General features: G+C 63.0%; 22 protein-coding genes, 1 tRNA gene and 1 pseudogene. 12 read left to right on the forward strand and 12 right to left on the reverse strand.

Annotation, left to right across the window (positions count from 1 at the left end; genetic code table 11):
* Positions 1-5: 5 nt before the first annotated feature.
* The 5 genes from ACX5I4_RS02775 to ACX5I4_RS02795 form a co-directional block, all read right to left on the reverse strand.
* Complete coding sequence (locus tag ACX5I4_RS02775; protein ID WP_461835300.1) at positions 6-2,426, reverse strand: DUF4855 domain-containing protein; 2,421 nt, start codon at positions 2,424-2,426, stop codon at positions 6-8.
* A gap of 822 nt (positions 2,427-3,248) precedes the next feature.
* Entirely contained in the window at positions 3,249-4,517 is a 1,269-nt protein-coding gene (locus ACX5I4_RS02780) for an ABC transporter permease (protein ID WP_461835301.1), read from the reverse strand.
* A 1-nt stretch (position 4,518) separates the two neighbouring features.
* Positions 4,519-5,448, reverse strand: coding sequence for an ABC transporter ATP-binding protein (locus tag ACX5I4_RS02785; RefSeq protein ID WP_461835302.1), 930 nt, complete (start codon positions 5,446-5,448; stop codon positions 4,519-4,521).
* 174 nt (positions 5,449-5,622) lie between these two features.
* Positions 5,623-6,006: a hypothetical protein gene (locus tag ACX5I4_RS02790; RefSeq protein ID WP_461835303.1), complete on the reverse strand. Its 384-nt coding sequence runs from the start codon at positions 6,004-6,006 to the stop codon at positions 5,623-5,625.
* Positions 6,007-6,425: 419 nt separating this feature from the next.
* A tRNA-Thr gene (locus tag ACX5I4_RS02795) sits at positions 6,426-6,498 on the reverse strand.
* A 221-nt stretch (positions 6,499-6,719) separates the two neighbouring features.
* On the opposite strand from ACX5I4_RS02795, the gene ACX5I4_RS02800 reads away from it, so the two are divergent.
* Positions 6,720-7,463 (forward strand): HAD family hydrolase, encoded by a 744-nt coding sequence (locus ACX5I4_RS02800; RefSeq protein WP_461835304.1) that lies wholly within the window; start codon positions 6,720-6,722, stop codon positions 7,461-7,463.
* A gap of 75 nt (positions 7,464-7,538) precedes the next feature.
* Here the strand turns inward: ACX5I4_RS02800 and ACX5I4_RS02805 are convergent.
* From ACX5I4_RS02805 to tmk, 3 genes and pseudogenes are all read right to left on the reverse strand, one after another.
* Positions 7,539-9,133, reverse strand: a pseudogene (locus ACX5I4_RS02805) (alpha/beta hydrolase).
* Between the two features lie 49 nt (positions 9,134-9,182).
* Positions 9,183-10,331: a DNA polymerase III subunit delta' gene (locus ACX5I4_RS02810; protein ID WP_461835305.1), complete on the reverse strand. Its 1,149-nt coding sequence runs from the start codon at positions 10,329-10,331 to the stop codon at positions 9,183-9,185.
* The gene (tmk, locus tag ACX5I4_RS02815) at positions 10,328-10,972 is read right to left on the reverse strand and encodes a dTMP kinase (protein ID WP_461838630.1); all 645 of its coding nucleotides are present in this window, start codon (positions 10,970-10,972) and stop codon (positions 10,328-10,330) included. The genes ACX5I4_RS02810 and tmk overlap by 4 nt, the downstream gene beginning before the upstream one ends.
* 174 nt (positions 10,973-11,146) lie before the next feature.
* Here tmk and ACX5I4_RS02820 point away from each other — a divergent pair, with 174 nt between their 5' ends.
* Complete coding sequence (locus tag ACX5I4_RS02820; RefSeq protein WP_461835306.1) at positions 11,147-12,331, forward strand: trans-sulfuration enzyme family protein; 1,185 nt, start codon at positions 11,147-11,149, stop codon at positions 12,329-12,331.
* A gap of 10 nt (positions 12,332-12,341) precedes the next feature.
* A complete protein-coding gene (locus ACX5I4_RS02825; protein WP_461835307.1) occupies positions 12,342-12,680 on the forward strand; it encodes a DUF2516 family protein in 339 nt (112 codons plus the stop codon).
* Positions 12,681-12,689: 9 nt separating this feature from the next.
* On the opposite strand, the gene ACX5I4_RS02830 is transcribed toward ACX5I4_RS02825, so the two are convergent.
* The gene (locus tag ACX5I4_RS02830) at positions 12,690-13,502 is read right to left on the reverse strand and encodes a class I SAM-dependent methyltransferase (protein WP_461835308.1); all 813 of its coding nucleotides are present in this window, start codon (positions 13,500-13,502) and stop codon (positions 12,690-12,692) included.
* Between the two features lie 143 nt (positions 13,503-13,645).
* Between ACX5I4_RS02830 and ACX5I4_RS02835 the strand changes: the two genes are divergently transcribed.
* A complete protein-coding gene (locus tag ACX5I4_RS02835; protein ID WP_461835309.1) occupies positions 13,646-14,392 on the forward strand; it encodes a phosphoglyceromutase in 747 nt (248 codons plus the stop codon).
* Between the two features lie 84 nt (positions 14,393-14,476).
* On the opposite strand, the gene phoU is transcribed toward ACX5I4_RS02835, so the two are convergent.
* Entirely contained in the window at positions 14,477-15,130 is a 654-nt protein-coding gene (gene phoU / locus ACX5I4_RS02840; protein WP_461835310.1) for a phosphate signaling complex protein PhoU, read from the reverse strand.
* Between the two features lie 206 nt (positions 15,131-15,336).
* Between phoU and ACX5I4_RS02845 the strand changes: the two genes are divergently transcribed.
* Together ACX5I4_RS02845 and ACX5I4_RS02850 are read left to right on the forward strand one after the other, a co-directional pair.
* Positions 15,337-16,542, forward strand: a complete 1,206-nt coding sequence (locus tag ACX5I4_RS02845) for a sensor histidine kinase (protein WP_461838631.1) — start codon at positions 15,337-15,339, stop codon at positions 16,540-16,542.
* Entirely contained in the window at positions 16,539-17,219 is a 681-nt protein-coding gene (locus tag ACX5I4_RS02850) for a response regulator transcription factor (RefSeq protein ID WP_059388662.1), read from the forward strand. The genes ACX5I4_RS02845 and ACX5I4_RS02850 overlap by 4 nt, the downstream gene beginning before the upstream one ends.
* A 115-nt stretch (positions 17,220-17,334) precedes the next feature.
* On the opposite strand, the gene ACX5I4_RS02855 is transcribed toward ACX5I4_RS02850, so the two are convergent.
* Positions 17,335-17,886: a hypothetical protein gene (locus tag ACX5I4_RS02855; RefSeq protein WP_461838632.1), complete on the reverse strand. Its 552-nt coding sequence runs from the start codon at positions 17,884-17,886 to the stop codon at positions 17,335-17,337.
* Positions 17,887-18,181: 295 nt separating this feature from the next.
* On the opposite strand from ACX5I4_RS02855, the gene ACX5I4_RS02860 reads away from it, so the two are divergent.
* The 5 genes from ACX5I4_RS02860 (at position 18,182) to rlmB (ending at position 22,679) form a co-directional block, all read left to right on the forward strand.
* On the forward strand, positions 18,182-18,664 hold the full coding sequence (locus ACX5I4_RS02860; RefSeq protein ID WP_011690592.1) for a CarD family transcriptional regulator: 483 nt from the start codon (positions 18,182-18,184) through the stop codon (positions 18,662-18,664).
* A gap of 109 nt (positions 18,665-18,773) precedes the next feature.
* Positions 18,774-19,556, forward strand: coding sequence for a 2-C-methyl-D-erythritol 4-phosphate cytidylyltransferase (gene ispD, locus ACX5I4_RS02865; protein WP_461835311.1), 783 nt, complete (start codon positions 18,774-18,776; stop codon positions 19,554-19,556).
* 26 nt (positions 19,557-19,582) lie between these two features.
* Complete coding sequence (gene ispF / locus ACX5I4_RS02870) at positions 19,583-20,092, forward strand: 2-C-methyl-D-erythritol 2,4-cyclodiphosphate synthase (protein ID WP_461838633.1); 510 nt, start codon at positions 19,583-19,585, stop codon at positions 20,090-20,092.
* A 57-nt stretch (positions 20,093-20,149) separates the two neighbouring features.
* On the forward strand, positions 20,150-21,604 hold the full coding sequence (gene cysS, locus ACX5I4_RS02875) for a cysteine--tRNA ligase (RefSeq protein ID WP_461835312.1): 1,455 nt from the start codon (positions 20,150-20,152) through the stop codon (positions 21,602-21,604).
* 79 nt (positions 21,605-21,683) lie between these two features.
* Entirely contained in the window at positions 21,684-22,679 is a 996-nt protein-coding gene (rlmB, locus tag ACX5I4_RS02880; protein ID WP_461835313.1) for a 23S rRNA (guanosine(2251)-2'-O)-methyltransferase RlmB, read from the forward strand.
* 80 nt (positions 22,680-22,759) lie between these two features.
* On the opposite strand, the gene ACX5I4_RS02885 is transcribed toward rlmB, so the two are convergent.
* Entirely contained in the window at positions 22,760-23,572 is an 813-nt protein-coding gene (locus ACX5I4_RS02885) for a carbon-nitrogen hydrolase family protein (RefSeq protein WP_461835314.1), read from the reverse strand.
* 280 nt (positions 23,573-23,852) lie between these two features.
* On the opposite strand from ACX5I4_RS02885, the gene glgX reads away from it, so the two are divergent.
* Complete coding sequence (gene glgX / locus ACX5I4_RS02890) at positions 23,853-25,958, forward strand: glycogen debranching protein GlgX (protein WP_461835315.1); 2,106 nt, start codon at positions 23,853-23,855, stop codon at positions 25,956-25,958.
* Positions 25,959-25,964: the final 6 nt, after the last annotated feature.

Raw genomic sequence — 25,964 nt, forward strand, 5'->3', positions numbered from 1 at the left:
GTGGTTTATCGCCGGGTGGCCGTGAGCTCACTGATCATGGTCCAGCCGCCGGCTTCCTGGGGAAGGTTGATCCGAAATGCGGAGATCACCTGGTTGGGAAGCGGCAGATCGGCACAGGGGATTGTTGTGCCATCGCACGCTGTCTTCGCTGTGATCGGGCCTCCGGCTCGCCAGATGCCCGCCGCGTCCCGCCAATCGAACGTGGCGGTTTTCGGCACGGAGACACCCCATGTGGTGTCGTTGTTCAGCCACAGGCGGGCCGAGGCCATGTTGGCGGGCACCGTGAGCGTGGCCTGTAGCCACTGGGCGCGGTTTCGTTCAAACCCCGTGAACTGGCCGGAATTGAAGACTGCTGGCACGGTTCCGTCAGCCAGCCCGGTGCCGGTGTTCCGGTACCCGCCCGTGCTGCTGCGAGGCTTGCTCAGGAGAATGTACGACGTGCCTTGCGCGACGTTCTTTCCTGTACTGTCCAGTATTCGGACCTCATCAAGCAGGGCCCAACCCGACGTGCTCAAGGACACTGAAACGTAGCGGCCATGGGCACCGGTGGTGAACCGTCCCGACATTGTGTCGTAGAAGGCCGCAGTCCCCGCAACGGCCGGCCGTTGTCCCGGAAAAGCCTGGGCTATGTATCCCGGGGTTGTTGTACTGGCTTGAGAACCTGTGAAACCGGCAGGGACGTTTGTAGCCAGTGCGGCCAGGCTATTGGGCCAACTGACGCCTGCGAGGCTGTCCTGGTGGGTGTCGACGTTGAAGGAGGAGAGCTGGGTGTCCTTGCCCAGATCGATGATCACGGTGACTTCGGCCTGTGACCAGCCGACGAGGCGGTCGGCGTTGGACCCCCACCAGCTTCCGTCGGTGGACTTGTTGCCATCGGTGAGCTTCCCCTTGCCCCAGCCGGCGGTAACCACCGCTGCATCGTTGAACTGGGTGGCGGTTTCGTCGTTGCTGGATGAGAAAACCAACTGCCCGGTTGATGGAACGCCGAAGGGCTCATAGGAGGACGCCATGAGCTTCGGCTGGGTGAGGTTTTGCGTCCCCGTGATCGCGGGGGTGATCACTACCGTCGCCTTCACGGCCTTGTTTGCCTGTGCCACTGGAACCATCACCGAGCGGAAAGTGCCATCGAGCTCGCTGAACCCCTGTGTGGCCGCATAGCTGGTACCCAAAGTTTTCCCGGCCGCATCAAAGGAAATCAGCCCCAAGGTCCCGGCCCACCGTTGGGTTGATCCTGTTCCGGCATCCTTGAAGTCCAGCCGGACGGTGTTTTCTCCGGGCGCCAGGACGAACGTTGAAGATTGGGACGTGATCCCGGTGGGGGTGAACGAAATGGTGCGGTCGAGGTTGCTGATCCTTGCCCCGCGCAAGTAGCCGGTCAGGTCCTGGTAGGCCCGCCACATGCTCGGCACTGTTGAAGATTGTCCTGAGACGCGATCAAAGAGGTTCGTTTCGCCGTGGAAAAACGCCTGGGGTTTCGTGTCCAGCCCTGTTTGTTGGGAAACAGCCAAGTACTGGTGCGCAACAGCCGCACTGTAGTCCGTGCCACCTTGATTGCGGATTTCGTATTCCATGCCGATGTTGGTGCCTTTGACCGTCTCCGCGAGGGCGCTCAGACGGGCGGCGGTGACTGAGCCGTTGTCTTCCCTGCCCTTGAAGGCGTATGAGGGCTGGATGATGACCCGATCGAAACCAAGTGCTTCGCCGTTCAGCCTATTGGGCGAGTCGTAGTAGGGGATCCACACGGATAACAGGCTTTGGGCCTTTATTGTCTGGTTCATGTGGGTAGCAAGGCCAGGATCGCCGCGGGCGCCAATGATGTCTTCCCGCTGGTAGTAAATGGCCGAGAGGGACGTGTTTGTCCAACCTGCATTTCGGGCCCTGTCGATGAGCTTCCCGAGGTACCAGTCGCTGACTTTGTCCCGGTCTGCTGCATTGGCGGTGTTCACCGATCCGTAGCCGGGGATCTCAAACCACATTTGGTTGCTGATCCACGGCATGCTCAACCCGAGCTGGACTCTCTGGCCGAGGGAGCGCGCGGCCCGGTCCAGCTTGGCGGCATCCGCGAACTGCTGGTCGAGGAGGGCGCCGAGATCGGAAGGGTTCAGCTCACTGTAGGCAGGATCTTTGCCATTGATCGAGGACTGGAGGAGGACATAGCTGTCAAACAGCTGGTACGTTCCGAGCCTTCCTGAGGAGTCGACTCCTACGAGGTTCTGCTGCCATTGGCGGTCTGTCCGTCCGGCGTTTGAGTAGATAAGGCTCGTCTTCATCCATCCCCAAGCAACTGCGGGGACTGGAAGGGTAATCACAGGGTTGCGCAATGGTTCTGCGGCGGCCACCGGCAGAATCGGGGAGACGGTCAATACAGCGGCCAAGATCGCCGCGCGCTTGATGAAACGAAACCGGGGTTTCCGGTGCGGGTTCATGACGTCCTTTCGGATGCCAGCGCGGGTGGAATGCGGTCATCCTTCTGCGCGAGTGCAGGGAGGGCTCGCCTTCCCCTGCCCTCGTTCGTTGTGTGCCGGTCCGCCCAGTGCCGGTTCAATTGACGAGGAGAAATCCATTGCCGTTGATGTGGCCGGATTCGGGCTGAACCCGGCGATATTGATCGGAACCTCGGACCGGTCGCATCGACCGTGGCCCGGAATGGCGGCTGCTTGGGGAGAAACTTTGAGACCGGAACAGCCGCTTTTGTCGAAAATCAAACACCTTCGCGCGTGATTCATATAGTGGCACTGACCGCGAAGCTTCGGAAGAGCTAAGTGAGCTGACCTTGCCACTTCGGCGTGGTTTTTTTGGGCTTTGGGCGGGGGAAGCCTCGCAGGAACCGCGGTTCAGGACGAAACGCCAACCGCGCCTTCAACTACTACGGTGACAACCTGCTGGACCACGTTGCCCGGGAGTTCCACGCACCTCCGGCTCATCCTTCCTGCCGCCCGCGCATTCCATTCTGGTCCGACCTGGCAGACGGGCTCGAAGCGGACGCGATGTAATTCGGCGGCGGCCAACGGTCGAGCGACGACGGGAGCTGGCCAACCTCGTAAGAACGGCACCGTTCAAGCCGTATCGCCGGATGCGGCTCCCGCAGGAACACTGGCCGGGGTGAGGGTGTACGAGCCATCCTCGTTCCCGTGTTCATGGAGAGCGCGTCGGAATGGCGAGACGTGCGCGTCGGCTCCGAATGTACGAAGGGGCCCGTAATTGCGGCCGCGCGATCAACGCCGTAGTGGCCATTTCGGATTTTCAGCCTATTTACCGGCAAGTTCAGGCGGCCGGTGGCGGAGGGTCCTGGTGATCGAGAGTTTGCTGGAGTACTGGATGGATCCGTAGCGGAAAAGGTGGACGGCCAGGCGTAGGACGAGAATGCCGAGGATGAACAGTTCAGCGATGACGATGATGGCTTCGGGAGTGTTGAGCGTTCCGAAGCCGTTGCGGAGCATGGCGGTCACCGGGGCTGAGAGCGGGAAGTAGGTGAAGGCCTGCACGGCGGAGGAGTGCGGGTCGCTGAGGATCAGGCTGATCGCGTAGAACGGGACGAAGATCAGGGCCATGAGCGGGCCGAAGATGACCCCGGCCTCCTTGGCGGTGGGCATGACCGCGCCGATGGCGACCAGGACGGCAGTGAACAGGGTGAAGCCGCCCAACAGGAGCAGGGCCCCGGTGATCAGCGGACCGGGTTCGAAGACCACGGAGCTCAGGTCGACGTCGGGCAGAGCCAGCCGGTCCCGGAAGAAGGCGTAGCCGATGAGGATCGGGGCAAGGAACACCCCGATCTGGACGAGCCCGACGAGGAACAGCGAGATGATTTTCCCGACGATCAGGGTCGTCGGGTTTAAAGTCGTGAGGATCATTTCGGTGACCCGGTTTTCCTTCTCCTCCAAGGTGCTGTTGAGCATCTGGCTGGAGAGCAGGATCATGCTGACGTAAAAGACAACCAGGAACATCAGCGGCGGAATGGCCGTCCCCAGGCCGCCGGAGACCTGCCCGTTGCGGTACGTTTCCGTGTTGACGGTGACCTGGCCGCCGACGGCGGCGCTTAGTGCCGGGGACCCGATTTTGGATTGTGCCGAGAGGGTGAGGAGCTGCTTGGCGACGGCTTCGTAGGTGTTGTTCGCGAAGATCCCCTTGTCGACGCCGTACACCTTCACGGGTTCCTTGGCGGGGTTCGCCGGGTAGGCGAAGTAGGCGTCGATGCGGCCGGCTTTCACCTCGTCCAGGGCAGTGCCCGGGTCGGTTGCTTTCGTGCCACCCATCGTTGTGGCTGCCTTGTCGGGGATGATCCCGGACGCGTCCGTGTAGGTGAAGGTGAGTGCGGCGTTCTTCTGCGCCTCGGCGGTGGCGCGGGTGGAGGAGTTGCTGGCGAAGACCAGACCGAAGATGATGGCCATCACCACGGGGATCGCCAGGGTAGCGATCCAGAAGCGCCGCTTCTTGATAGTGCGGATGAACTCAAAAGAGACGACGGTCCCGAGATTGTGCCGGCCCAACAGGGAAGCCTTGGTAGATGTTGTGGTCATTTCAGGCCCCCGCCGTTTCTTTGGCGCCGTAGACGAGGATGAAGATTTCTTCCAGGGAGACCCGCTCGGTGGTGAAGCTGCGGACGGCCACGCCGGCGTTGATGAGTTCCCGCAGCACGGCGGTCTCATCTGCGCTGTGCCTCGGGGCCAAGTCGGCGCTACCCTCGGCGAGGGCTGTGATCTCGTACAGCTCCGATACCGGAAGCACCCCGGTGAAGGCGATCCGGTAGACGGTGCCACCGAATTGTTCCTGGACCTCGGACACGGTGCCGTAGGCGCGGGAAGTCCCGTCCTTGAGCAGGATCACCCGGTCGCAGAGGCGTTCCACTTCCTCCATCTGGTGGGTGACCATGATGACGGTTGAGCCGGAGAGTTTCTGCTCCTCGATGATGTCCATCAGCAGGCGCCGGTTCACCGGGTCAAAGCCCTTAGTGGGCTCGTCCAGGATCAGCAGTTCGGGTTCGTTCATGATGGTCACGCCCAGCTGGATCTTCTGCTGTTCCCCGCCGGACAGTTTGTCTAGCCTGGTCCCGGCTTTGTCCGCCAGCTCGACCCGCTCCAGATACTCCAGGGACCATGAACGGGCCTGGGCTTTGCCGAGGCCTTTGAGGAGGCCGAAGTAAGCCATGACGTCCAGGACCTGTTCCTTCTTGTACAGGCCGCGCTCCTCCGGAAGGTACCCGAGACGGATGCCGTCGCGGGGGTCGAAGGTCTTCCCGCCGATGTGCAGGGTCCCGGCGGTGGGCTGATATATGCCCAGCAGCGCGCGAAGTGTCGTCGTTTTGCCTGAGCCGTTGCTGCCCAGGAACCCGAACGTCTCCCCGGCCCTCACATCGAACGACAAGTCTTTGATGACCTTCGTGTCCCCGAAGTCCATCCTGAAATCTTTGATGTGCACCAACGGCTCAACAGCCGCGCCCCCAGCAGTCATGCAAACACCCTATAGAAGTTCTTGGGAATTTCGCGTCACGATTCGGTTCGAACCCATACTGTCCCAGTAGGGACCAGTGTGGGTTCGAGCAGGTGGATCGCGCTCAGGTATTCATCACCGGGTGGCTCCCGCTTGTTGCGAAACCCGAGAGCATCCGCGTCCTGGCGAATTCGGTCAATTCATCGGCCAGGACTGTAATGAGGAAAGAGGCGTGATATGGACCGGGCCGATTGGCCTGAAGGTCGCTAGGCACGCGGATGCTCCGGCTCCGGCTCCGGTTCCAGGACCCGACGCGATGGCAAAGCGCTCGATGACTGTTTCGCCGCCCGACGGTCGTGGCATGGGCGCGATCAGGCCGCTCGCCTTGATTCCCAGGGTGCTGACGCCGGAAGCGTAGAAGCCGAAAGCTTCAAGGTCGGCGACCGGATGCTCGCGCCACTCGGAGCGGCAAAGGAAGTCATAGCATCGCCGCTGTAGTCCTATCAAGAATCGAAACCAGGGGGGAATTTTGGAGTTCAGCAAGTCGGCCGGCGTTTTCCTTTCGGGCATCATCTTCATCGTGGGTGGCACGGTCCTATCTGGTGTTTTCGGGTGACAGGCGAGCATGCTCGTCTCGCGCAGTTCCGGTCCCCAGCTATTTCTGATCTTGACCTATTGCTCAAGTGCGCTGGTCCTCTTGGGGTTCATTCCACTGACGGTGGCGGCGTATCGTGCGCTCGTGAAGATTGACGCCCTGCATGTGCCGGCACCGAGGGCCGTCGAGTCTGAGTGGGCGTAGATAGCCTCCGTTTGAAGCCGGTCCGGCGAGTCCGCTGCTCCAGGCAAAACGCCTGTGCACAGCTGTGCCGAAACATGCCGGGGGAGTGGCGTTGAGTACACCCGTGGGTACACCAAGGAACTTTTTGACTCGATTTAGGCATCCAACAAAGAAGCCCCGGTTCCCTTTTGTTTCAAGGGAACCGGGGCTCTTCTCTTCGAGCTTCCTATCAGAATCGAACTGATGACCTTTTCATTACGAGTGAAACGCTCTACCGACTGAGCTAAGGAAGCACCGCGCGATCGTCCGGAGACCGGCTGAATCACGCAAGATACAACTGTAATAGAGTCACCTCGTCCGGGTCAAAACAGCCCCAGGTGGAGCCCCCTCGGCGTCGTTGTTGCGGAATTCACCCTGACGTCGTGCCCGGTTCAGGCCGTCGTCGTGGACCGGGGCAAGCTGGGCGGACTAACGTGGCCGCGCGATTTCGGCCGTCAACCAGCGAAGGGGCGCCATGAGCATGGACAGCAGCAAGAGGATCAACGCGGACGACGCCGGGGCACATCGTGCACAGCGGCTCCAACTTGCTGTGCTGGACATGGTGGGCACCACGATCACGGACGATGGGCGTACGGAACGTGCGATGTCCCTGGCACTGCAGGAGACCGGCGTCGAGCCCGGTTCGCCCCGATTCGAGAGCATGCTCGGTTACGCCCGGGACACGATGGGCTTTTCGAAGTTGACCGTTTTCAGCCACCTGTTCGAGGACGTGGAGCGGGCGGAGAGCGCCAATAAGGCCTTCGAGCGCGCCTACGATGATTTGATTGCCGATGGCGGCGTCCGGGCAATTCCAGGAGCCGAGGAAACCATCGACTGGATGCACGACTCCGGCATGAAAGTCTGCCTAGCTACGGGCTTCGGCCGCCACACGCAAAACATGGTGCTTGAGTCGCTGGGCTGGATGGGGAAGGCCGATCTCAGCCTGTGCCCCGCCGACGCTGGCCGTGGGCGGCCGTACCCGGACATGATCCTCACGGCTGTGCTCGCTCTTGACCTGGACGATGTCCGTGAGGTCGTCGTAGTGGGCGACACGAGCTCGGATATGTTGTCCGGGGTGCGCTCGGGCGCCTCCGCGGTGGTCGGGGTGCTGACCGGTTTCCATTCGGAGGCGGCCTTGCGCGCGGCCGGTGCCACCGCCGTCGTGCCCTCAGTCAAGTACGTGCCGGCACTGCTGGAGCCCCGCGCCGCACGCCTGTAGCGGACGGTCCTCACGAGGATGTCGTGCACCATCCGGAGGCGATGGTCGCGTTTTGCGGCGGCCGTCAACAAACGGTCAGCACATGGTCCCGTCGGAAGGTACCTTTCCATCCACGAAGTAGTTGTCCACGGCGTCGGACACGCAGCGGTTGGAGCGTCCGTAGGCGGTGTGGCCTTCACCCTTCCACGTCACCAGGGAGGCGTTGCCGAGTTGCTTCCGCAGCGAGGCTGCCCAAGCGAGGGGCGTGGCGGGGTCTCCAGTAGTGCCGACGACAACAACCGGTGCCGTGCCCGTGTATTTGGCCGGGGCTGGCGTGTGCACGGGCTTGTATGGCCAGTCTTTGCAGATGATGCCGCCGTAGGCGAAGTAGTAGCCGAAGGTGGGGAGAGCTGCTTGAGGCGGGCTTCCTCGGCTCGCATTCCCGCGGTGTCCGAGACCATCGGGTAGTCCAGGCAGTTGATGGCGTTGAACGCGAACGCGGTGTTTGAACTGTAGGTGCCGTTCGGTTCCCGGTCCGCGCCAAAGTCGGCAATCCGAAGCATGAGCGAATCGTCGCCCTGGACTGCTGCTTCCAAAGCTTGGGTGAGGACCGGCCACGATTCGTTGCTGTAAAGCGGGGTGAAGATGGCGCTGGCAAACGTCGCCCCCGTGACCAGGCGGCCGTCCTTGGCCCGCTTGGGATTCTGCTCGACGTCGGCAATGAGGTCCCGGATCTGCTGCACCCCGTCATCGACGCTTCCTGTCAGAGGGCATCCGGACTTTGCCTGGCAATTAGCCACATAACTGTGGAGCGCTGTTTCAAACGCTCCTGCCTGGCCCGCGGTGACGTCTTCGTTACTCAGGGCCGGATCCACCGCCCCGTCCAGCACCAGCTTGCCGACGTTGTCCGGGAACAGCGACGCATAGGTGGAACCGAGTGAGGTGCCGTAGGAGAAGCCGAGATAGTTGAGCTTGGCGTCGTTCAGCACTGCGCGGAGGATATCCATGTCCTTGGCTGAGCTAACGGTGTCTATGTGCGCCAGGGCTGGCCCGGATTTCTCCACGCACTTGGCATTGAGGGCTTTGGTGTCGGCCAGGGCAGCGTTGATGCCTTGGTCCGTGTCGTAGTTGTAGACCTTCTCCCGGGAAGCATCGCGCTCGGAATCGCTGAGGCACGTCACTGGTGCCGAACGCTTGACTCCCCGGGGATCGAAGCCCACCAGATCGAAGCTGGAGCGCAGCTTGCTGGTGAAATGTGTTTTGGCCGCGTCTCGGACAAAGTCGTAGCCCGAAACCCCCGGACCCCCGGGGTTCACCAGCAGGGAGCCTTTCTTGGTGCCCTGGCTCTTGAGCCGGATGGCGGCGATGGAGATGTTCCCGGCGTCCGGTTTGGCATAGTCCACCGGCACCTTGATGTTGGCGCACTGGAATTCTTGCTCGCAGGACGTCCAGCTCACTTTTTGCGAGTAGAACTCCTGAAGGCCGGCCGGAGCCGCGGCTGCGATGGACGCGTCCGGCGTGCTCACGTTACCGCTGCCGGACCCAATGCCAGTGACGGGCACGGAGAACACGCAGCCGCTCAGGAGCAGGCTGGCGGAAATGGTGGCCGCGATTGCCGCTGCCGCTCGCCGCAGGGATGGGAACCGTGTCCGCGAAGTGGACCCGGTGGGCCGGCGTCGTGCGGGCGTCATGCGTTACTCCTCGTGCTGGGGAAGCGTGCTGTAGTTCTAAACTATCCGGCTATTGCTGAATCAGGCTGCTCGCCATGGACTCGACGGCCAGCAGCGGTGCCACGTTGGTAGTGGTGATCCGCACACGCGCCTTGTTGATGGCATCCATGCGAGCCAAGGTGACTTCCGGGGTGGAACCAGCCGCGTAAGCTTCCAGTTCAGTCCTGAGTTCAACGTTGACCAGTTCCACGGCGTTCCCCAACTGGATGACCAAGACGTCCCGGTAGAAGGACAGCAGATCGGTCAGGGTGCGGTCCAAGGAATCGGTGATGGACCGCTTGGCCCGCCTTTTCTGGTCGTCCTCAAGCTGCCTTACCTGACTGCGCATCGACGGCGGCAGCGTGCCCGACTCCGGAGCGCCCAGGCTCGCCAGCAGGGCGATCTTCTCTGCGGCATCGCGTTCATCGTTGGAGCTGTTGGCCTCATCGGTCGCGATCTTGACCAAGTTTTCCGCCATCATCACGGCAGCCGTGACGCCCCGCAGGCCCAGTGGGAATCGGACGGTCTCCAGCCGGCGCTCTCGGGCTTCAGGATCACGGGCCAGCCGTCGTGCAATTCCGATGTGGCTTTGGGCAGCGCGTGCGGCCCTGTCCGCGATGGCGGGGTCGACGCCGTCGCGCCTCACCAGCAGGGCGGCGACGTCGGACGCGGGCGGGAGCCGGAGGTTTACCGCGCGGCAACGCGAGCGGATGGTAACCAGCACATCCGCGGGGGACGGCGCGCACAGCATCCAAATGGTCCGGGGCGTCGGCTCTTCGATCGCTTTGAGGAGCACGTTCGTTGTGCGCTCGGCCATGCGGTCAGCGTCCTCCACCACGATGATCCGCCAGCGGCCCGTCGCCGGCCGGTCGCCAGCCTTGGAGACCAACTGGCGGGCTTCTTCGATGGTGATGGTGACTTTCTCGGTGCGGACAAACGTCACGTCGGAGTGGGTCTCGCCAAGGATGGTCCGGCACGAGGCACACTCGCCGCAGCCACGGAGGGCAACGTCGTCCTGCTCGCAATTCAGTGCGGCCGCGAATGCCTTGGCCGCGTTGGATCGTCCCGAGCCTGGCGGGCCGGTGAACAACCAAGCGTGCGTGAGGCCGTCGCCTTGGGCTGCCGCGCGCAATTGTGCGACGACGGGCGCCTGGCCTTGGAGTTCGTCCCAGACGCTCACGTTCGGTTCCCGAGCAATTCCTGGACGCGGCCAAGGATCTGCATGGCGAGGTCCTCGATGGGATCCTTGGCGGGAAGCACAAGGTAGGTTTCCGGGTGGGCCGCGGCCAGTTCCAGGAACGCGGCACGGATGCGGGCGTGGAAGTCATCCGGTTCGGACTCGAGCCGGTCCTCGGTGGCGTCGCCCGCGGTTCTGCGGTCCCGGCCATCGCCTGGGTGGACGTCCAACAGCACCGTCAGATCGGGTTCGAGGCCTTCGGTTGCCCATTCGTTGAGCCGCCTGACGTCCACGGTTCCGAGGTTCCTGCCGGCACCCTGGTAGGCGACGGAGGAATCGATGTAGCGGTCCGTGATGACCACTGAACCCTCAGCCAGGGCAGGTCGGATCACTTGGCATGCATGGGCGGCCCTGGACGCCGCGAACATGAGGGCTTCGGTCCGGGGGTCGATGGTGCCGTGGCCGTGGTCCAGCACCAGGGACCGCAGCTTTTCGCCGATGGGCGTACCCCCGGGCTCGCGAGTGCGCAGCACTGAAAAGCCGAGGGACTCAAGGGCCTCGGCCAGGCGGGCGGCCTGCGTCGACTTGCCAGCCCCGTCCCCGCCTTCGAAGGCGATGAAGAGCCCGGGGCGCTGGTCCGGCATGGGGCTCTGGTCCTGCTGAAGGCGCTGCGTAGTCACGGATCTAAGCGTACAGAGGAACACTGACAGTGCCCGACGACGGCGCTCGCCGACCCGCTCGGCACGCACCCTGCCGCTTGGCGAGATTCAGCCGTAATAGCTTTCCAGCCCCCTCCCCTCCGGCCGTAGGCTGGAGCAATGAGTCTTTCCCGAGAACATGCCGCAGCTCTGTCCCCCGACACTGTGGTGGTGGCGGCAGGCCGTCCCGAACGCAGCCATGACCAACCCGTCAACCCGCCCATCGTTTTGTCCTCCACGTATTTCGGCACCGGAGCACTGAGCGACGACGATCGCGGCTACGGGCGTTATGCCAACCCCACCTGGGATCCTTTCGAGGAGTCGCTGGCGCAGCTGGAAGGCGCCGAGCTGCCCGGCCTGCTCTACGCCTCGGGCCTGGCCGCGGTCAGCTCCGCGTTGTCGCTCGTGCCCGCTGGCGGGGTCCTCGTCATGCCCTCGCACAGCTACGCAGGATCCTTGGTCATGGCCACCGAACTCGCTGCCAAGGGCAACCTGGAGCTGCGGACCGTTGACATTGCGGATACCGAGGCCGTCAAGGCGCAGCTCGCCCCCGCGGATGGAAAGCCCGCCAGCATGCTGTGGATTGAAAGCCCAACCAACCCGATGCTTGGCATCGCCGACGTCCGTGCCCTGACCGCTGCTGCCCATGAGGCCGGCGCCATTGTGGTCACGGACAACACTTTCTCTACGCCGCTGGTTCAGCAGCCCCTCAGCCTGGGCTCCGACGTCGTACTCCATTCAGTGACCAAATACCTGGCTGGCCACTCCGACGTCGTACTCGGAGCCTTGGTGACATCCAATCCGGAACTGCGCGCGGAACTGCTCCACCACCGCATCATCCACGGCGGCATCGCCGGTCCCTTCGAGGCCTGGCTCGCGCTCCGCGGCCTGCGCACGCTCGCACTGCGGATCGAGCGCTCGCAAGCTTCTGCGGCAACTTTGGCCGAGCGGCTGAGCACCCACCCGCGGGTCGAGTCCATCCGTTTCCCGGGCCTGCCCGCCGATCCCGGACATGAGCGGGCCAAATCACAGATGAAGGGCTTCGGCTCCATCCTTTGCATCCAATTGGCTGGAGACGCAACCCGCAGCGGAGCCGACGCCGCCGATCAGCTGGTGCGCGCATTGCAGTTGTGGCTCCCTGCGACATCCCTGGGCGGAGTCGAATCCCTCATCGAACGCCGGCGCCGCCACACCGCGGAGCCGCCGAGCGTGCCGGACAATCTGGTCCGGATGAGTGTGGGGATCGAGAACGTCGAAGACCTCTGGGCGGATTTGGAGCAAGCGCTCAAGTCGCTGGACGGCTAGGCTGGAGGGCGTGGACGGAAAAATTTTGATTTCATACATCCAGAATGGGATTTGGTTCATTCTGGGACTGGTTGCCTTCGCTTTGGAGCTGTGGGCGCTGGTGGATTGCCTGCGTCACAAACCCTCGTCCTTCGAAGCAGCATCCAAGCGAACCAAGACCTTCTGGCTTGCCCTGACGGGCATCGCAGCGGTGATCGGCGGCCTTTCCCTCCTGGGTGGCGGCAGTGGCTTTGGCATCTTCGGGATCGCTGCCGTCACCGCGGCCTGCGTCTACTTGGCGGACGTCCGTCCCGCCGTGAAGGAAATCGGCAACAGTGGCCGCAACCAAGGCCCGTACGGTCCCTGGTGACCACCGGAACTAAACAGGAGCCACCGCGGCCCAGTCAACGGTAAGTTCGCCCAAGCGCCAACGCGACGTCCCGTCCTGAAGGGGCCAGCCGTCGTCGCGCATTGATTGGCACATTGCCGTCCACCGCTGCCTGTTCCCGAACGACGCAAGCGGAGCCGCCTCCAACCACGCTTGGTCCAAGGCGTTCAAGAAAGCGTGGATCCGCTCTCCGGGAATGTTGCGGTGGATGAGCGCCTTCGGCAGGCGTTCGGCGACGTCGGAGGGTAGCTCGAAACTGCCGAAGCGCATGGACAGGCTCAAGCTCAGCGGCCCGCCCGAATCCAGCGCAACCCACGTCACGCGGCGGCCGATTTCATCACACGTTCCGTCGATGAACAGTCCTTGCGGTGCCAAGCGTGACTGCACCAAGCCCCAGATCTCTGCCACGTCCGATTCCTCGTATTGCCGCAGCACGTTGAAGGCCCGCACCAGCACGGGATTGCCCGGAACGGGAATCTCGAAGCCACCCACGTGGAAACTGAGCCCGGGTCTTTCCAGTGCCTTGGCGATCCGGACGCGTTCGGGTTCGATCTCGATCCCGCACACGCGCACGTCAGGGCGTACGGCCTGCAGCCTTTCGAAGAGTTCGACGGCGGTGGCCGGGGAAGCGCCGTAGCCCAGGTCCACTACCAAGGGGTCGACGGCGGAGCGCAGCCGCCATGCCTGCGGGCCTGCCAGCCAGCGGTCTAGCCGGCGCATGCGGTTGGGATTGGTGGTGCCCCTGGTGACGTTTCCGACGGGCTTGCCGCGCCTGCCTTGCACCCGCTCTGCCTTTTGCACCACCGTCCCACTTTATCCTCCAACGCGGGGTCACTTACGGCCCATCTGACGCACAAACACCGGCGCTAAGTGACCCCGCGTTGCTGTCAAAGGGTAGTGGCGTAATGCCCGGTAACGGCAGGGCCTGATCGCTTAGGATAAAAACCATGACTTACAAGCTGATTCTGCTGCGCCACGGCCACAGCGACTGGAACGCCAAGAACCTGTTCACCGGCTGGGTGGACGTCGACCTGAACGACCAAGGCCGCGAGGAAGCAGCGCGCGGCGGAGAGCTCCTGGTTGAGAACAACGTTCTCCCCGACATCCTCTACACGTCCTTGCTCAAGCGAGCCATCAATACCGCGAACATCTCCCTGGACAAAGCCGACCGTGGCTGGATCCCGGTCAAGCGTGACTGGCGCCTCAACGAGCGCCACTACGGCGCTTTGCAGGGCAAGGACAAGGCCCAGACCCTCGCCGAATTCGGTGAAGAGCAGTTCATGGAGTGGCGCCGCAGCTATGACACCCCGCCGCCCGCCCTTTCCGATGAGAGCGAGTTCTCCCAGGTGAACGACGTGCGCTACGCAGGCCTCGGCGACGCCCTGCCTCGCACCGAGTGCCTCAAGGACGTGCTGGTCCGTCTCCTGCCGTACTGGGAGTCAGACATCAAGGAGGACCTCAAGGCTGGCAAAACGGTCCTGGTCACGGCCCACGGCAACTCGCTGCGCGCCCTCGTCAAGCACCTGGACGGCATCAGCGATGAAGACATAACCGGCCTGAACATCCCCACGGGCATCCCGTTGGTTTACGATCTGGACGAGAACTTCAAGCCGATCAACCCCGGTGGAACCTACCTCGATCCCGAAGCCGCGGCCGAGTCCATCAAGGCTGTAGCAGCGCAAGGCAAGAAGTAGAGCTCCACGCTCCGGTTATTGACGCCGGCCGGCCTACCTCGCGAGGTAGGCCGGCCGGCGTCGTGGTTAAGTCGCTAGGTCAGGCTAGAAGCCTTCTGGCTGCCATTCGCCGGTGACCAGGTAGGTCACCTTGCGGGCGACGGAGACGCCGTGGTCGGCGAAGCGTTCGAAGTAGCGGCTGGCGAGGGCCACATCCACGGTGGTGGCAGCCGTCTCGGCCCAGGCGGGATCTGCGATGGCCCTGAAAACGCTCAAGTGCAGATCGTCGACGTTGGTGTTGAGCTTGAGGATGTCGCGGGCAACTTCCAAGTCACGCGACTCCAGCAGCAGGGTTACCTTCTGGCTGATTTCAAGGTCCAGGCGGGCCATGTCCTTGAACGTTGCCGTCAACTGCTCGGGGATGACCGTGGCCGGGTAGCGCAGGCGGGCCAGCTGGGCCACGTGCCGGGCGAGGTCACCCATCCGTTCCAGTGACGCGCTCATCCGCAGGGAGCCAACGATCATCCGGAGATCGCTTGCCACAGGACCCTGGAGGGCCAGGATATCGATGGCGCGCTCGTCAAGGCCGTTCTGCAGGAAATCGATCCGGGCGTCGGCAGCGATGACATCCTGGGCGAGATCGACGTCTGCCCCTTCGAATGCGGTGGTCGCGTTCTGGATCGCCTCGGTAACCAGCTTTGAGATCTCGATGAGGTCCTCACCGACCTGGATGAGCTCCTCCTGAAAAACCTTGCGCACGGTGGCGTCCTCTCCTTGGAAATCTCCTCCGCACCCCTCTGACGGCGCGAAAATCTTCACAGCTAACTATGGTCCAACTAGTAAGAGTGGCAGTGATCCGTGAACGGTTGCGCACCTTTAGGTGAACGTTAGCTGAATCGGGGCCGTTTGGTGGCCGTTCCATATTTTGCGGTGTTTCCAGCGCATAAGCTAGATCCGTGGATCCAGTGCTCATCGGTGTCATCGCAGGTCTTGCCGGCCTGTCGTGCGGCGTCTTTGGCGTGCTCGCGTTCAGGCTGAGTGAACGGCAGCGGAAGATCGTGGACCTGGACGTCACAGAACCTCTCCTTCCGGAGGGAGCCGCGGAGGTGCTGTCCGTCGTCGGGCGGGCCTTTGTGGTGGTGGACGCGATCGACGGCGTCGTCCGGGCCAGTCCTGCAGCCTACGCTTACGGTCTCGTCAGGGGCCACACCGTGGTGCACAAGCAGCTGCTGGACATGACCGCGAAGGTGCGCCGCGATGGCGTGATCCTGGAAGAGACGTTCGAGCTGCCCCGCGGTCCGCTGGGCAAGGGCACCATCGTCGTGCAGGTCCGGGCGGCCATGCTCGGATGGGAATATATCGTCCTTCTGGCCGATGACCGCACCGAAATCACCCGCACCGAGGAGATCCGCAACGACTTCGTTGCGAACGTCTCGCACGAACTCAAGACGCCGGTGGGCGCGATTTCCTTGCTGGCCGAGGCCCTTGAGGCAAGCCCGGACGACGAAGAAGCCGTCCGTCGCTTCGCGAAACGCATGCACAAGGAATCCACACGACTCGCTGCGCTGGTGCAGGACATCATTGAGCTGTCCCGGCTCCAGGGCGCCAATGTGGCACAACAAGGGCACGCTGTGGATATCAACACAGTGATTACCGAAGCCGTAGATCGCTCGCAACTCCCGGCGGAGCTCAAGAACATCAAAATCGTGGTCGGTGGGCGGACGGAAACCATGGTGTTCGGTGACCAGGACTTGCTGGTGACCGCATTGCGGAACCTCATCGACAACGCCATCCGCTATTCTCCGGAAAACACCCGTGTGGGAGTGGGCGTCCGGGCCAAAGAGGGCGTGGTGGCCATTTCCGTGACGGACCAGGGCGAAGGACTTAGCCCCGAGGACCAGGAACGGATCTTCGAACGTTTCTACCGTGTGGATGCCGCAAGGTCGCGGCAAACCGGGGGAACTGGCTTGGGCCTGAGTATCGTCAAGCACGTGGTGTCCAACCACGGCGGCGAGGTCACCGTCTGGTCCCAGCCCGGCCAAGGTTCCACTTTCACCATCCGCCTTCCGGAAATGGAAGGCCAGGAGGACGACGACGCCGGGGCGAAGCCCCGAAACGTGATTCAAACGACGGGCGCGGTACGCGCCCTAGAGCAAGGAGCTGGCGCTTGAGCAGGATTCTGATCGTGGAGGACGAGGAGTCCTTCAGCGACCCTCTGTCCTACCTATTGGGCAAGGAAGGCTTCGATGTCCAGGTAGTGGACAACGGCAGCGACGCGTTGGTGGAGTTCGACCGCAACGGGGCCGATCTGGTGCTGTTGGACCTGCAGCTTCCAGGAACCCCGGGCACCGAGGTTTGCCGGCAGCTGCGCCAGCGTTCCAGCGTCCCGGTCATCATGCTGACGGCCAAGGACTCGGAAATCGACAAGGTGGTTGGCCTGGAACTCGGCGCGGACGACTACGTCACCAAGCCGTACTCCTCCAGGGAACTCGTGGCGCGGGTGCGTGCTGTGTTGCGCCGGCAAGGCGAGCCGGAGGAACTCATCACATCCACCGTGCAGGCCGGCCCGGTGCGTATGGACATCGAGCGGCATGTAGTGAGCGTCAACGGCGAACAGGTATCGCTTCCGCTGAAGGAATTCGAACTCCTCGAGATGCTCCTTCGCAATTCGGGGCGTGTGCTCACCCGTGGACAGTTGATCGACCGCGTCTGGGGCTCCGACTACGTGGGGGACACCAAGACCCTGGACGTCCACGTGAAGCGTTTGCGCAGCAAGATCGAGCCGGACCCCTCGGTTCCCCGCTATCTCGTGACGGTGCGGGGCCTGGGCTATAAGTTCGAACCGTAGGAAACTACAGCAAAAGGAAGGGCTCCCGTGGGAGCCCTTCCTTTTGCGTTCTTGCGTGGTAGCCGGGCCGCTGGCAGCCGCGGTGCAGGCCGTTTGGCGCCTAGTGGTTTGGCGCCTAGTGGCCCGTGCTGCCCGCGCTCGGCGTCGGTGTGGCGCTGCTCGTGGCCGAACCGCTGACTGAGGGGCTCGGCGTGGCCGTGGCGGGAATGTACTTCTCGTATTCCTTCAAGGAGCCGTCCAGGACCGGGATCTGCACGGTGCGGGAATCGGAACCGGTCTTGATGGTCACGGAAACCAAGGAGCCGGGGTTTCCGCCGCTGGTGCTCAGAATGGCGGCGTCGGTGGTCTCGTTGAGGTAGGTCTGGGACTTGGCCTTGACGGGAATGCTGGTCTGCGAGCCGCTGGCTCCGTTGATGGTCAGGATCGCATCGCTGGAGGAGGGGTTGAAGACGGCACCAATGACGCGTCCCGGCTTGTTGGCGCCAGTGGAGACAATAAGCATGTTGCGCAGCTGGAGCGAACCGAGGTCTTCCTTGACGCCGTCCGACGCTGCGTACTGGTGGCTGGTCTGCTGGGCGTTGATGTAGCCACAGCCGGTCACGGACAAGAGACCGATGCCGATGGCGGCCGCCGCCATCGCCAGCTTGCCGCGCTGGACACGGTTCATCGCAGTAATGCGCACGACACGTACTCCTCTTAGAGTCATTGGAACACTTTTCAGCCATAGCCTATCGGCAAACCAGCTCAAACAAGGATTCCGAGCACCATTGTGGCGGCCCTCCCGGAGGGGTATCGTGTTCCGGTACGCTGCGTCCTATGCACTTTTATACCCTCCCGTCAAGGGGGTGCTGGAGGGTCGAAAAGGCCATTTTCCGCGTATTTACGGGGTTCAGGACCCCTCTCCGTGCCAATCGTATGCCTTAAGCGTGATAAACTGGTCTGCGGGAAAGGGGAAAGTCCACATGGTTTTTGAGGTCGGCGAGACAGTAGTTTACCCTCACCACGGTGCAGCAAAAATTGAAGAAATCAAGATGCGCACTATCAAGGGCGAAGAGAAAATGTATCTCAAGCTCAAGGTGGCTCAGGGTGATCTGACCATTGAAGTTCCAGCAGAAAACGTAGACCTTGTTGGGGTTCGCGACGTAGTGGGCAAGGAAGGCTTGGAGCACGTATTCGACGTTCTCCGTGCCGAGTTCACTGAAGAGCCCACCAACTGGTCCCGTCGCTACAAGGCAAACCTGGAGAAGCTTGCTTCCGGCGACGTCATCAAGGTTGCAGAGGTCGTTCGCGATCTTTGGCGCCGTGATCACGATCGCGGCCTTTCCGCAGGTGAGAAGCGAATGCTGGCCAAAGCCCGTCAGATTCTGATTTCAGAACTGGCACTGGCTGAGAAGACCGACGAAGAGAAGGCCGCAAGCGTTCTCGACGAAGTTCTGGCTTCCTAACAAAGATTCAAAGATTTAGACCCCGGTGGCAACCTGCCGCCGGGGTTTCCTTTTGCCCGAATGCCCAACTGCCAGCCAGTTGGGCGGGTGGGCACGTAGGCTTGAGCGCATGACTACACCATCCCAGCGCGAGGCCACCGCCGTCGTCGTCGTTGCGGCAGGCTCGGGAGAGCGGCTTGGCTACGGCATGCCCAAGGCAAAGGTGCCGCTGGGCGGCGAACCCATCCTTACCCATGCCCTTCGGGGCGTCGCCACGGCGGACGTTGCCCGCCAGATCTGCGTGGCCGTCCCCGCAGGGGATCTCGAATTGCGTGAGCTCTGCGAGGAATTCCGGCAGGAGCTCGGCACTGACGGGCCTTTGGTCACAGTGGTCGACGGCGGATCCACGCGTGCCGATTCGGTCCGGGCCGCCCTTGAGGCGGTGCTTGAGGGAACCCGTGCAGTGCTGGTTCACGACGCCGCCCGTGCGCTGACTCCCGAACGGGTCTTCCACCGCGTTGCGGTTGCGCTCTCTGCAGGCGCCAAGGCGGTCATCCCCGCCATACCGGTCGTGGACACTGTCAAGATGGTTGTGGAAACCGACGGGGACGACGCCGGAATCGCGCCGGAGATCGTCACCGGCACCGCCCCGCGGGAGCAACTGCGGGCCGTGCAAACTCCGCAAGGTTTCGACTATGAGACTTTACTGCGTGCCCACGCAGCGGCCGCTGAGTTCGATGACGCCCAGTCCGCGGCGGTCACGGACGACGCCATGCTCGTCGAACTCCTCGGCATCCCCGTCCACGCAGTTCGGGGCGCCAGCCAATCGCTGAAAATCACCACGCCGTTGGACCTCATCATTGCCGAAGGCTTGCTGGAAGGTCCGCTCGGAGTCCGCTGGGTAGAAGGCTGATGGACGTGCAGCCCGGGAACCCGACGATGCCGTTGCCGCGCACCGGGATCGGGGTGGACGTGCACGCCTACGCACCTGAAGACAACCCGCAACCATTGTGGTTGGGCGGCCTGTTTTGGGAGGGGGAACGCGGGCTCTCAGGGCATTCCGACGGCGATTGCGTGGCCCATGCTGCGGCTGACGCGCTCTTCTCCGCCTGCGGTATTGGCGACCTGGGCACGCACTTCGGCACCGACCGTCCCGAATTCGCCGGCGCCTCCGGAGCGAAGTTGTTGGGGGAGGCAGCCAGGATTGTCCGTGCCGCCGGTTTCGAGATTGGCAACGTTGCAGTGCAGTTCGTCGCCAACAGGCCGAAATTCGGTCCGCGGCGCGAAGAATCGCAGCGCGTCCTCAGCGACGCCGCAGGGGCTCCCGTCAGCGTCACGGCGACCACCAGCGACGGCCTCGGCTTCACTGGACGCGGTGAAGGTATCTCCGCCGTCGCGACGGCCCTCGTCTACCTCGTGCCGGCGGCACCCCACGGCGATAGCGCCTGAACTGAGATAGATGGTGTGCAACGAAGGCAGACGGTGCGCATCGGCTAATCTGGAGCGGTGACCCTGCGCTTTTACGACACCGCATCCGCCGAAGTCCGCGACTTCGTTCCCCTCGAAGCCGGCAAGGCCAGCGTCTACTACTGCGGTGCCACGGTGCAGGGGATGCCGCACGTAGGACATGTCCGTTCCGCGATCGCGTTCGACCAGTTGACCCGTTGGCTCGAATACCGCGGGCTGCGCGTCACGGTGATCCGCAACGTCACCGACATCGACGACAAGATCCTCGCCAAGTCGTCGCAGTCGTTCGGGCCGGACTGGGCCGAGGAACCCACCGCCAAGCCCGAGGAAGAATGGTGGGCCTTGGCTTACCGCTACGAGCAGGAATTCGAGCAGGCCTACGATGTCCTCGGCGTTTCCCGCCCCACCTACGAACCGCGCGCCACCGGTCACATCCCGGAGATGCACGCCCTCATCCAACGGCTCATCGACCGCGGACACGCTTACCCTGCCCTGGACGACTCCGGGGATGTCTACTTCGATGTCCGATCCTGGAGCAAGTACGGCTCCCTGACGCGCCAGAACATTGACGACATGCAAGGCGCGTCCGACGCAGACCCGCGCGGCAAGCGCGACCCGCGCGACTTTGCGCTGTGGAAGGGCTTCAAGGACGGGGAGCCGACGACGGCGAGCTGGGTTTCGCCGTGGGGAACCGGCCGGCCGGGTTGGCATCTTGAATGCTCGGCCATGGCCACGAAGTACCTTGGCCAGCAGTTCGACATCCACGGTGGAGGCTTGGATCTGCGTTTCCCGCACCACGAGAACGAAATGGCACAGTCGCAGGCCGCCGGTGACGATTTCGCCAACTTCTGGCTGCACAACGGCATGGTCACCTATGAGGGTGAAAAGATGTCCAAGTCCGTAGGCAACACGGTGAGCCCTGCGGAAATGCTGGAACTCGCAAGTCCGCGCGTGGTCCGTTACTACCTCGGCCAGGCACAGTACCGCTCCGTCCTGGACTATCGTCCCACCTCGCTCCAGGAGGCCGCGGCTGCCGTGGAGCGCGTCTATGGTTTCGTCGCGAAGGCGTCCAAGAAGTTCGGTGGCGACTTCGCCGCCCACCCTGAGTCGAGCCCCGTGCCGGAAGCATTTGTTGCCGCCATGGATGATGATCTCAACGTGCCGCAGGCTCTTGGCGTCCTGCATGAGACCGTCCGTGCTGGAAACACGGCGCTGGCGTCGGGGGACGACTCGGGAGCCCAGCAGGCACTCCAGTCCGTATTGGCCATGACCACCGTTCTAGGACTCAACGATGTCCGCGGCGAAGTCCAGGAAAACTCCGAGACGGCCCAAGCCCTTGAAGTCCTTGTGGAAGCCCAGCTGCAGGCCCGCGCCGAGGCGCGCGCCAACAAGGACTGGGCCGCTTCCGACGCGATCCGCGACACACTCGCGGCGGCTGGAATCGCCGTCGAGGACGGCGCCGATGGGGCGAGTTGGAGCCTCAAAAAGGACTGAGAAAGTGCCGTCGTCCCGATTTAAGTTGATTCAGTAGACTTGATTGCAGACGTACTCAACACAATCAAGGGTGGAATTCATGGCCAACAACGGTCGCCGGGCTGTCAAGAACAAGAAGGGCCCCACCACTGGAACCGGTGGCCACGGTCGAAAGGCACTGGAAGGCCGGGGTCCAACCCCCAAGGCTGAGGACCGCGAGTACCACAAGGCGTACAAGAGCAAGCAGCTTGCCGAGCGCTCCGCGGCCAAGCGGGCGGCCGGGGGCGCCAGCCGCTCCAACCCGGGCGCCCGCTCGGGTCCGAAGGGCCGCGCTACTGAGGAAGTAGTCACCGGACGCAACTCCGTCGTGGAGGCGCTGCGCGCCGGAATCCCCGCGAAGGCACTGCACGTTGCCATCCGGATCGAGATGGATGATCGGGTCAAGGAGTCCCTCAAGCTCGCTGCCGAACGTGGCATCCCGCTTTTGGAAACCGGTAAGCCCGAGCTGGACCGTATGACCGACGACGCCGTCCACCAGGGCCTCGTACTGCAGATCCCGCCGTACGAGTATGAAGACGCGTACGACCTCGCTGAGCAGACGGTCGCGAAGTGGAAGAAGGGCTACATTCCCAACGCGCCCCTCTTCGTCGCGCTTGACGGCATCACCGATCCCCGAAACCTCGGTGCCATCATCCGCTCCGTTTCGGCCTTCAGCGGCCATGGCGTGATTGTGCCCGAGCGCCGCTCCGTGGGTGTCACCGCTTCTGCATGGAAGACCAGCGCAGGCGCTGCAGTCCGCGTCCCCGTGGCCCGTGCGGCCAACCTGAACAACGCCCTCAAGCAGTTCAAGCAGATGGGCATCTTCGTGCTGGGCCTTGACGGCGACGGCGATGTCTCGCTGCCGGATCTTTCCTTGGCCACCGATCCCGTCTGCATCGTGGTGGGTTCCGAGGGCAAGGGCCTTAGCCGTTTGGTCCGCGAAAACTGCGACCAGATCATCTCCATCCCGATCGACTCGGCCATGGAATCGCTCAACGCGTCCATGGCAGTGGGCATCTCCTTGTACGAAGTCTCAAGGCAGCGCGCCACCAAGTAGCCGACGCTCGCTCACTTATAGCGCCAAATAGGGCGACGCTCGCTCACTTCTGAACTGGTGAGCGAGCGTCGCTGTTTGCCCTAAAAGTCGCGGCGGTTCGCCAGGACCGGGAGCTTGATCCGCGCGTCCTCGACGACGGCGGCATCCAGCTCCGCGAACAAGAGGCCAGGTTCGGCGTCGAGCTCTTCCAGCACGGCTCCCAAGGGGGACACGACGACGGAGTGCCCCACTCCGGTGGGTGCGGCACCTTTGGGCTCGATGCCTTGGCTCGCGGGGTCGCCCTGGCCGCATGCGAGCACGAAGGTCGTGGTGTCGATCGCGCGGGCGCGCGCAAGCAGCTTCCACTGTTCGGCTTTGCCTGGGCCTGCGCCCCAGGACGCGGACACAATATTCACGTCGGCGCCGCGATCGGCATTGGCGGTAAAGAGGGCTGGAAAACGGACGTCGTAGCAGGTGGCCAGTCCGAAGGTGAGGCCTCCGGCGTCGAACGTCACGGGATCGGTTCCTGCATCAACGGTGTCCGATTCCGCAAAACCGAAGGCATCGAAGAGGTGGATCTTGTCGTAGCTGGCCTCCACTCCGGGACCGGTGGCGATCAGGGTGTTCCGGACCTTGCCATTGTTGCTGCCGTCGGAGGCCAGCCCGGGAGTGAACATTCCGGCTACGACCACGATCCCGAGGTCCCGGGCAATCTCCCGCACCCGGCTGGCCCATGGCCCATCCAGGGGCTCGGCGATGTCGAGCAGGGAATTCCCGAATGCCCGCATGGTCGCTTCCGGGAAGACCACCAGTTCAGCGCCGCCTTCCTTGGCACGACGGGCATAGTCTTCCAACAGGACCAGGTTGTCCGCCAGCTCGCGGCCGCTGATGATTTGAGCAAGAGCGATTCGCACAATTACCTCCACATTGGTGTACAGCAAAGTATGCAACGACTGTAAGGAGGATACGAACTCATCCGTGTATGGACGGGAGTATTCCGACATTCGACACAATCAGGGCAGGGGACCGGGATCGCGAAATGAGCGGGAAGTCGCGTAACACGACGTTTCAGCAGGTGAGCGGCATGTTTGCGTTCGGTGAGGCAGCCTGTGACTTTACAACTGATGGCCATGCGCACTGTCATATGAGCCGCTGGCGCGGGAGAATTGGCGTCGGAGACTAAACTCTCAACTAATGGTTATGCCGATTTTTGACACAGCATCCACAGTGGACGCCTCGCGGCCGTCGCCGCTCGGGCTGAGTATTCCGCGGTCTGCGAGCCTCGACGGACACACCCCCGCAGACAGGGTCAACGTCGCCGTCTGGGCCCCAGGTCTCACTCGGGTCGAAATCGCCTACAAGGCCCCCGGCGATTCCTGGAAAGTCCATACGTTGCCTCGGTTCGCCGACGGTGTGCACTACGGCATCGTGGATGGGCTGCCGCCCGGTACGCAATACGGCTTCCGCGCTGCGCCAGTCGGGGAGGCCCTGCCACTCTCCGTTCCCGCTCCGGACTTTGACGCCGACGACGCCGAGCAACTGCTGCTCGATCCTTACGGTCGGGCGGTGCACCAACGCGGAGAGCTGCTGAGCTCGGTCCGCATGGACTCGGCTTTTGACTGGGGTGACGACCGCCCGCTTCGCACCCCGTGGCGGGACACCATCGTCTACGAGGCACATGTCCGCGGCCAAAGCATGCTGCATCCCGATATCCCCGAGCACCTCCGTGGAACATATGCAGGCATGGCACACCCGGCCATGATTGAGCACTTCCAATCGTTGGGTGTGACGTCCGTTCAATTGCTGCCCATCCATTTCCACGTAGACGAACAGCACCTGCAGAACCTGGGCCTGACCAACTACTGGGGGTACAACACCGCCGCGTTTTTTGCCCCCCACGCGGACTATGCCACGCAAGCCGCCCAACAGGCAGGGCCCCATGCCGTCCAGGACGAATTCAAAGGCATGGTGAAACTCCTGCATGCCGCCGGAATCGAAGTGATCCTCGACGTCGTCTACAACCACACGGCGGAAGGCGGGCCCGACGGCGACACTTTCAGTTTCAGGGGTCTGGGGGAGCAGCAGTATTATCGCCACGATGCCCACGGCCGCTACCTTGACACGACCGGCTGCGGCAACACCCTCGACTTCGCCGAACCCAGGGTAGTGGACCTGGCCATTGACTCGCTGCGCTATTGGGTGGACGAATTCCATATCGACGGCTTCCGCTTTGACCTTGCCGTGACACTGTGCCGTAACGCGGGCAACGAGTTCGATCCCCAGCACCCTTTCCTCACACGGATCGCCGAGGACCCCGTGCTTTCCAGGTCCAAGCTCATTTCCGAACCATGGGATGTGGGCTACGGTGGCTGGCAGACCGGGCGGTTTCCCAAAGGGTGGGTGGACTGGAACGATCACTTCCGGGACGGCGTACGCCGGTTCTGGCTCTCGGACCGGGGCGCTGCCGAAGCCGGGATGTCAGGGGGCAGTGTGGGAGTCCTGGCCGACGCCTTGACGGGTTCCACCCGGGTCTTTGAACCCTCGGGACGCTCCAGGCTGGCCTCGATGAACTTCGTCACGGCCCACGACGGCTTCACCCTCGCCGACCTGGTGTCCTACGACCGTAAACACAACGAGGCCAACGGCGAACAAAACCGTGACGGCCATAGCGACAACCGCAGCTACAACCACGGATTCGAAGGCCGCACGGAAAACGAGACGATTCTCGCCGCGCGTGCCCTCTCAAAGCGGAATCTCATGACCACGTTGATGCTCTCCATCGGCGTACCCATGATCACTGCCGGCGACGAACTCGGACGCACACAGCAGGGCAACAACAACGCTTACTGCCAGGACAACCAGCTCACGTGGATCGACTGGACCCAGACACCCGAATCGCATGAGATGCTGCGGAGCACCAAGCGTGTGATCCGGCTCCGCAAGGAGTTCCTGCAGGCCCAGGACGCAGGCTTCCCGGACAGCCGGACGGGCCTGGACTGGTTTGATGAGAAGGGCCAGCCCATGACGGCGGCCCGTTGGCACGATCCCTCGCTGCGGATTGTGCAGCTCCTGATGAGCTCGGAGGGCGGCGCTTACCGCGGCCTGATCGTGATCAACGGGAACAAGGATGACAAGAAGATCGTCCTGCCCAAACTGATCGCGGAATCCGGCGCGGGAAGCCGTATGTTCGAGCTGCGCCTGACGACTTCCGAGCTCAATGACCGCAGGCAGGGAGCACTGGTTGCGGCAGGCGAACGGGAAGTCGTCCAAGGCAACACCATCAACGTCTACCGCACCTAGGAACCA

The organism is Arthrobacter sp. MMS24-S77, assembly GCF_054888235.1.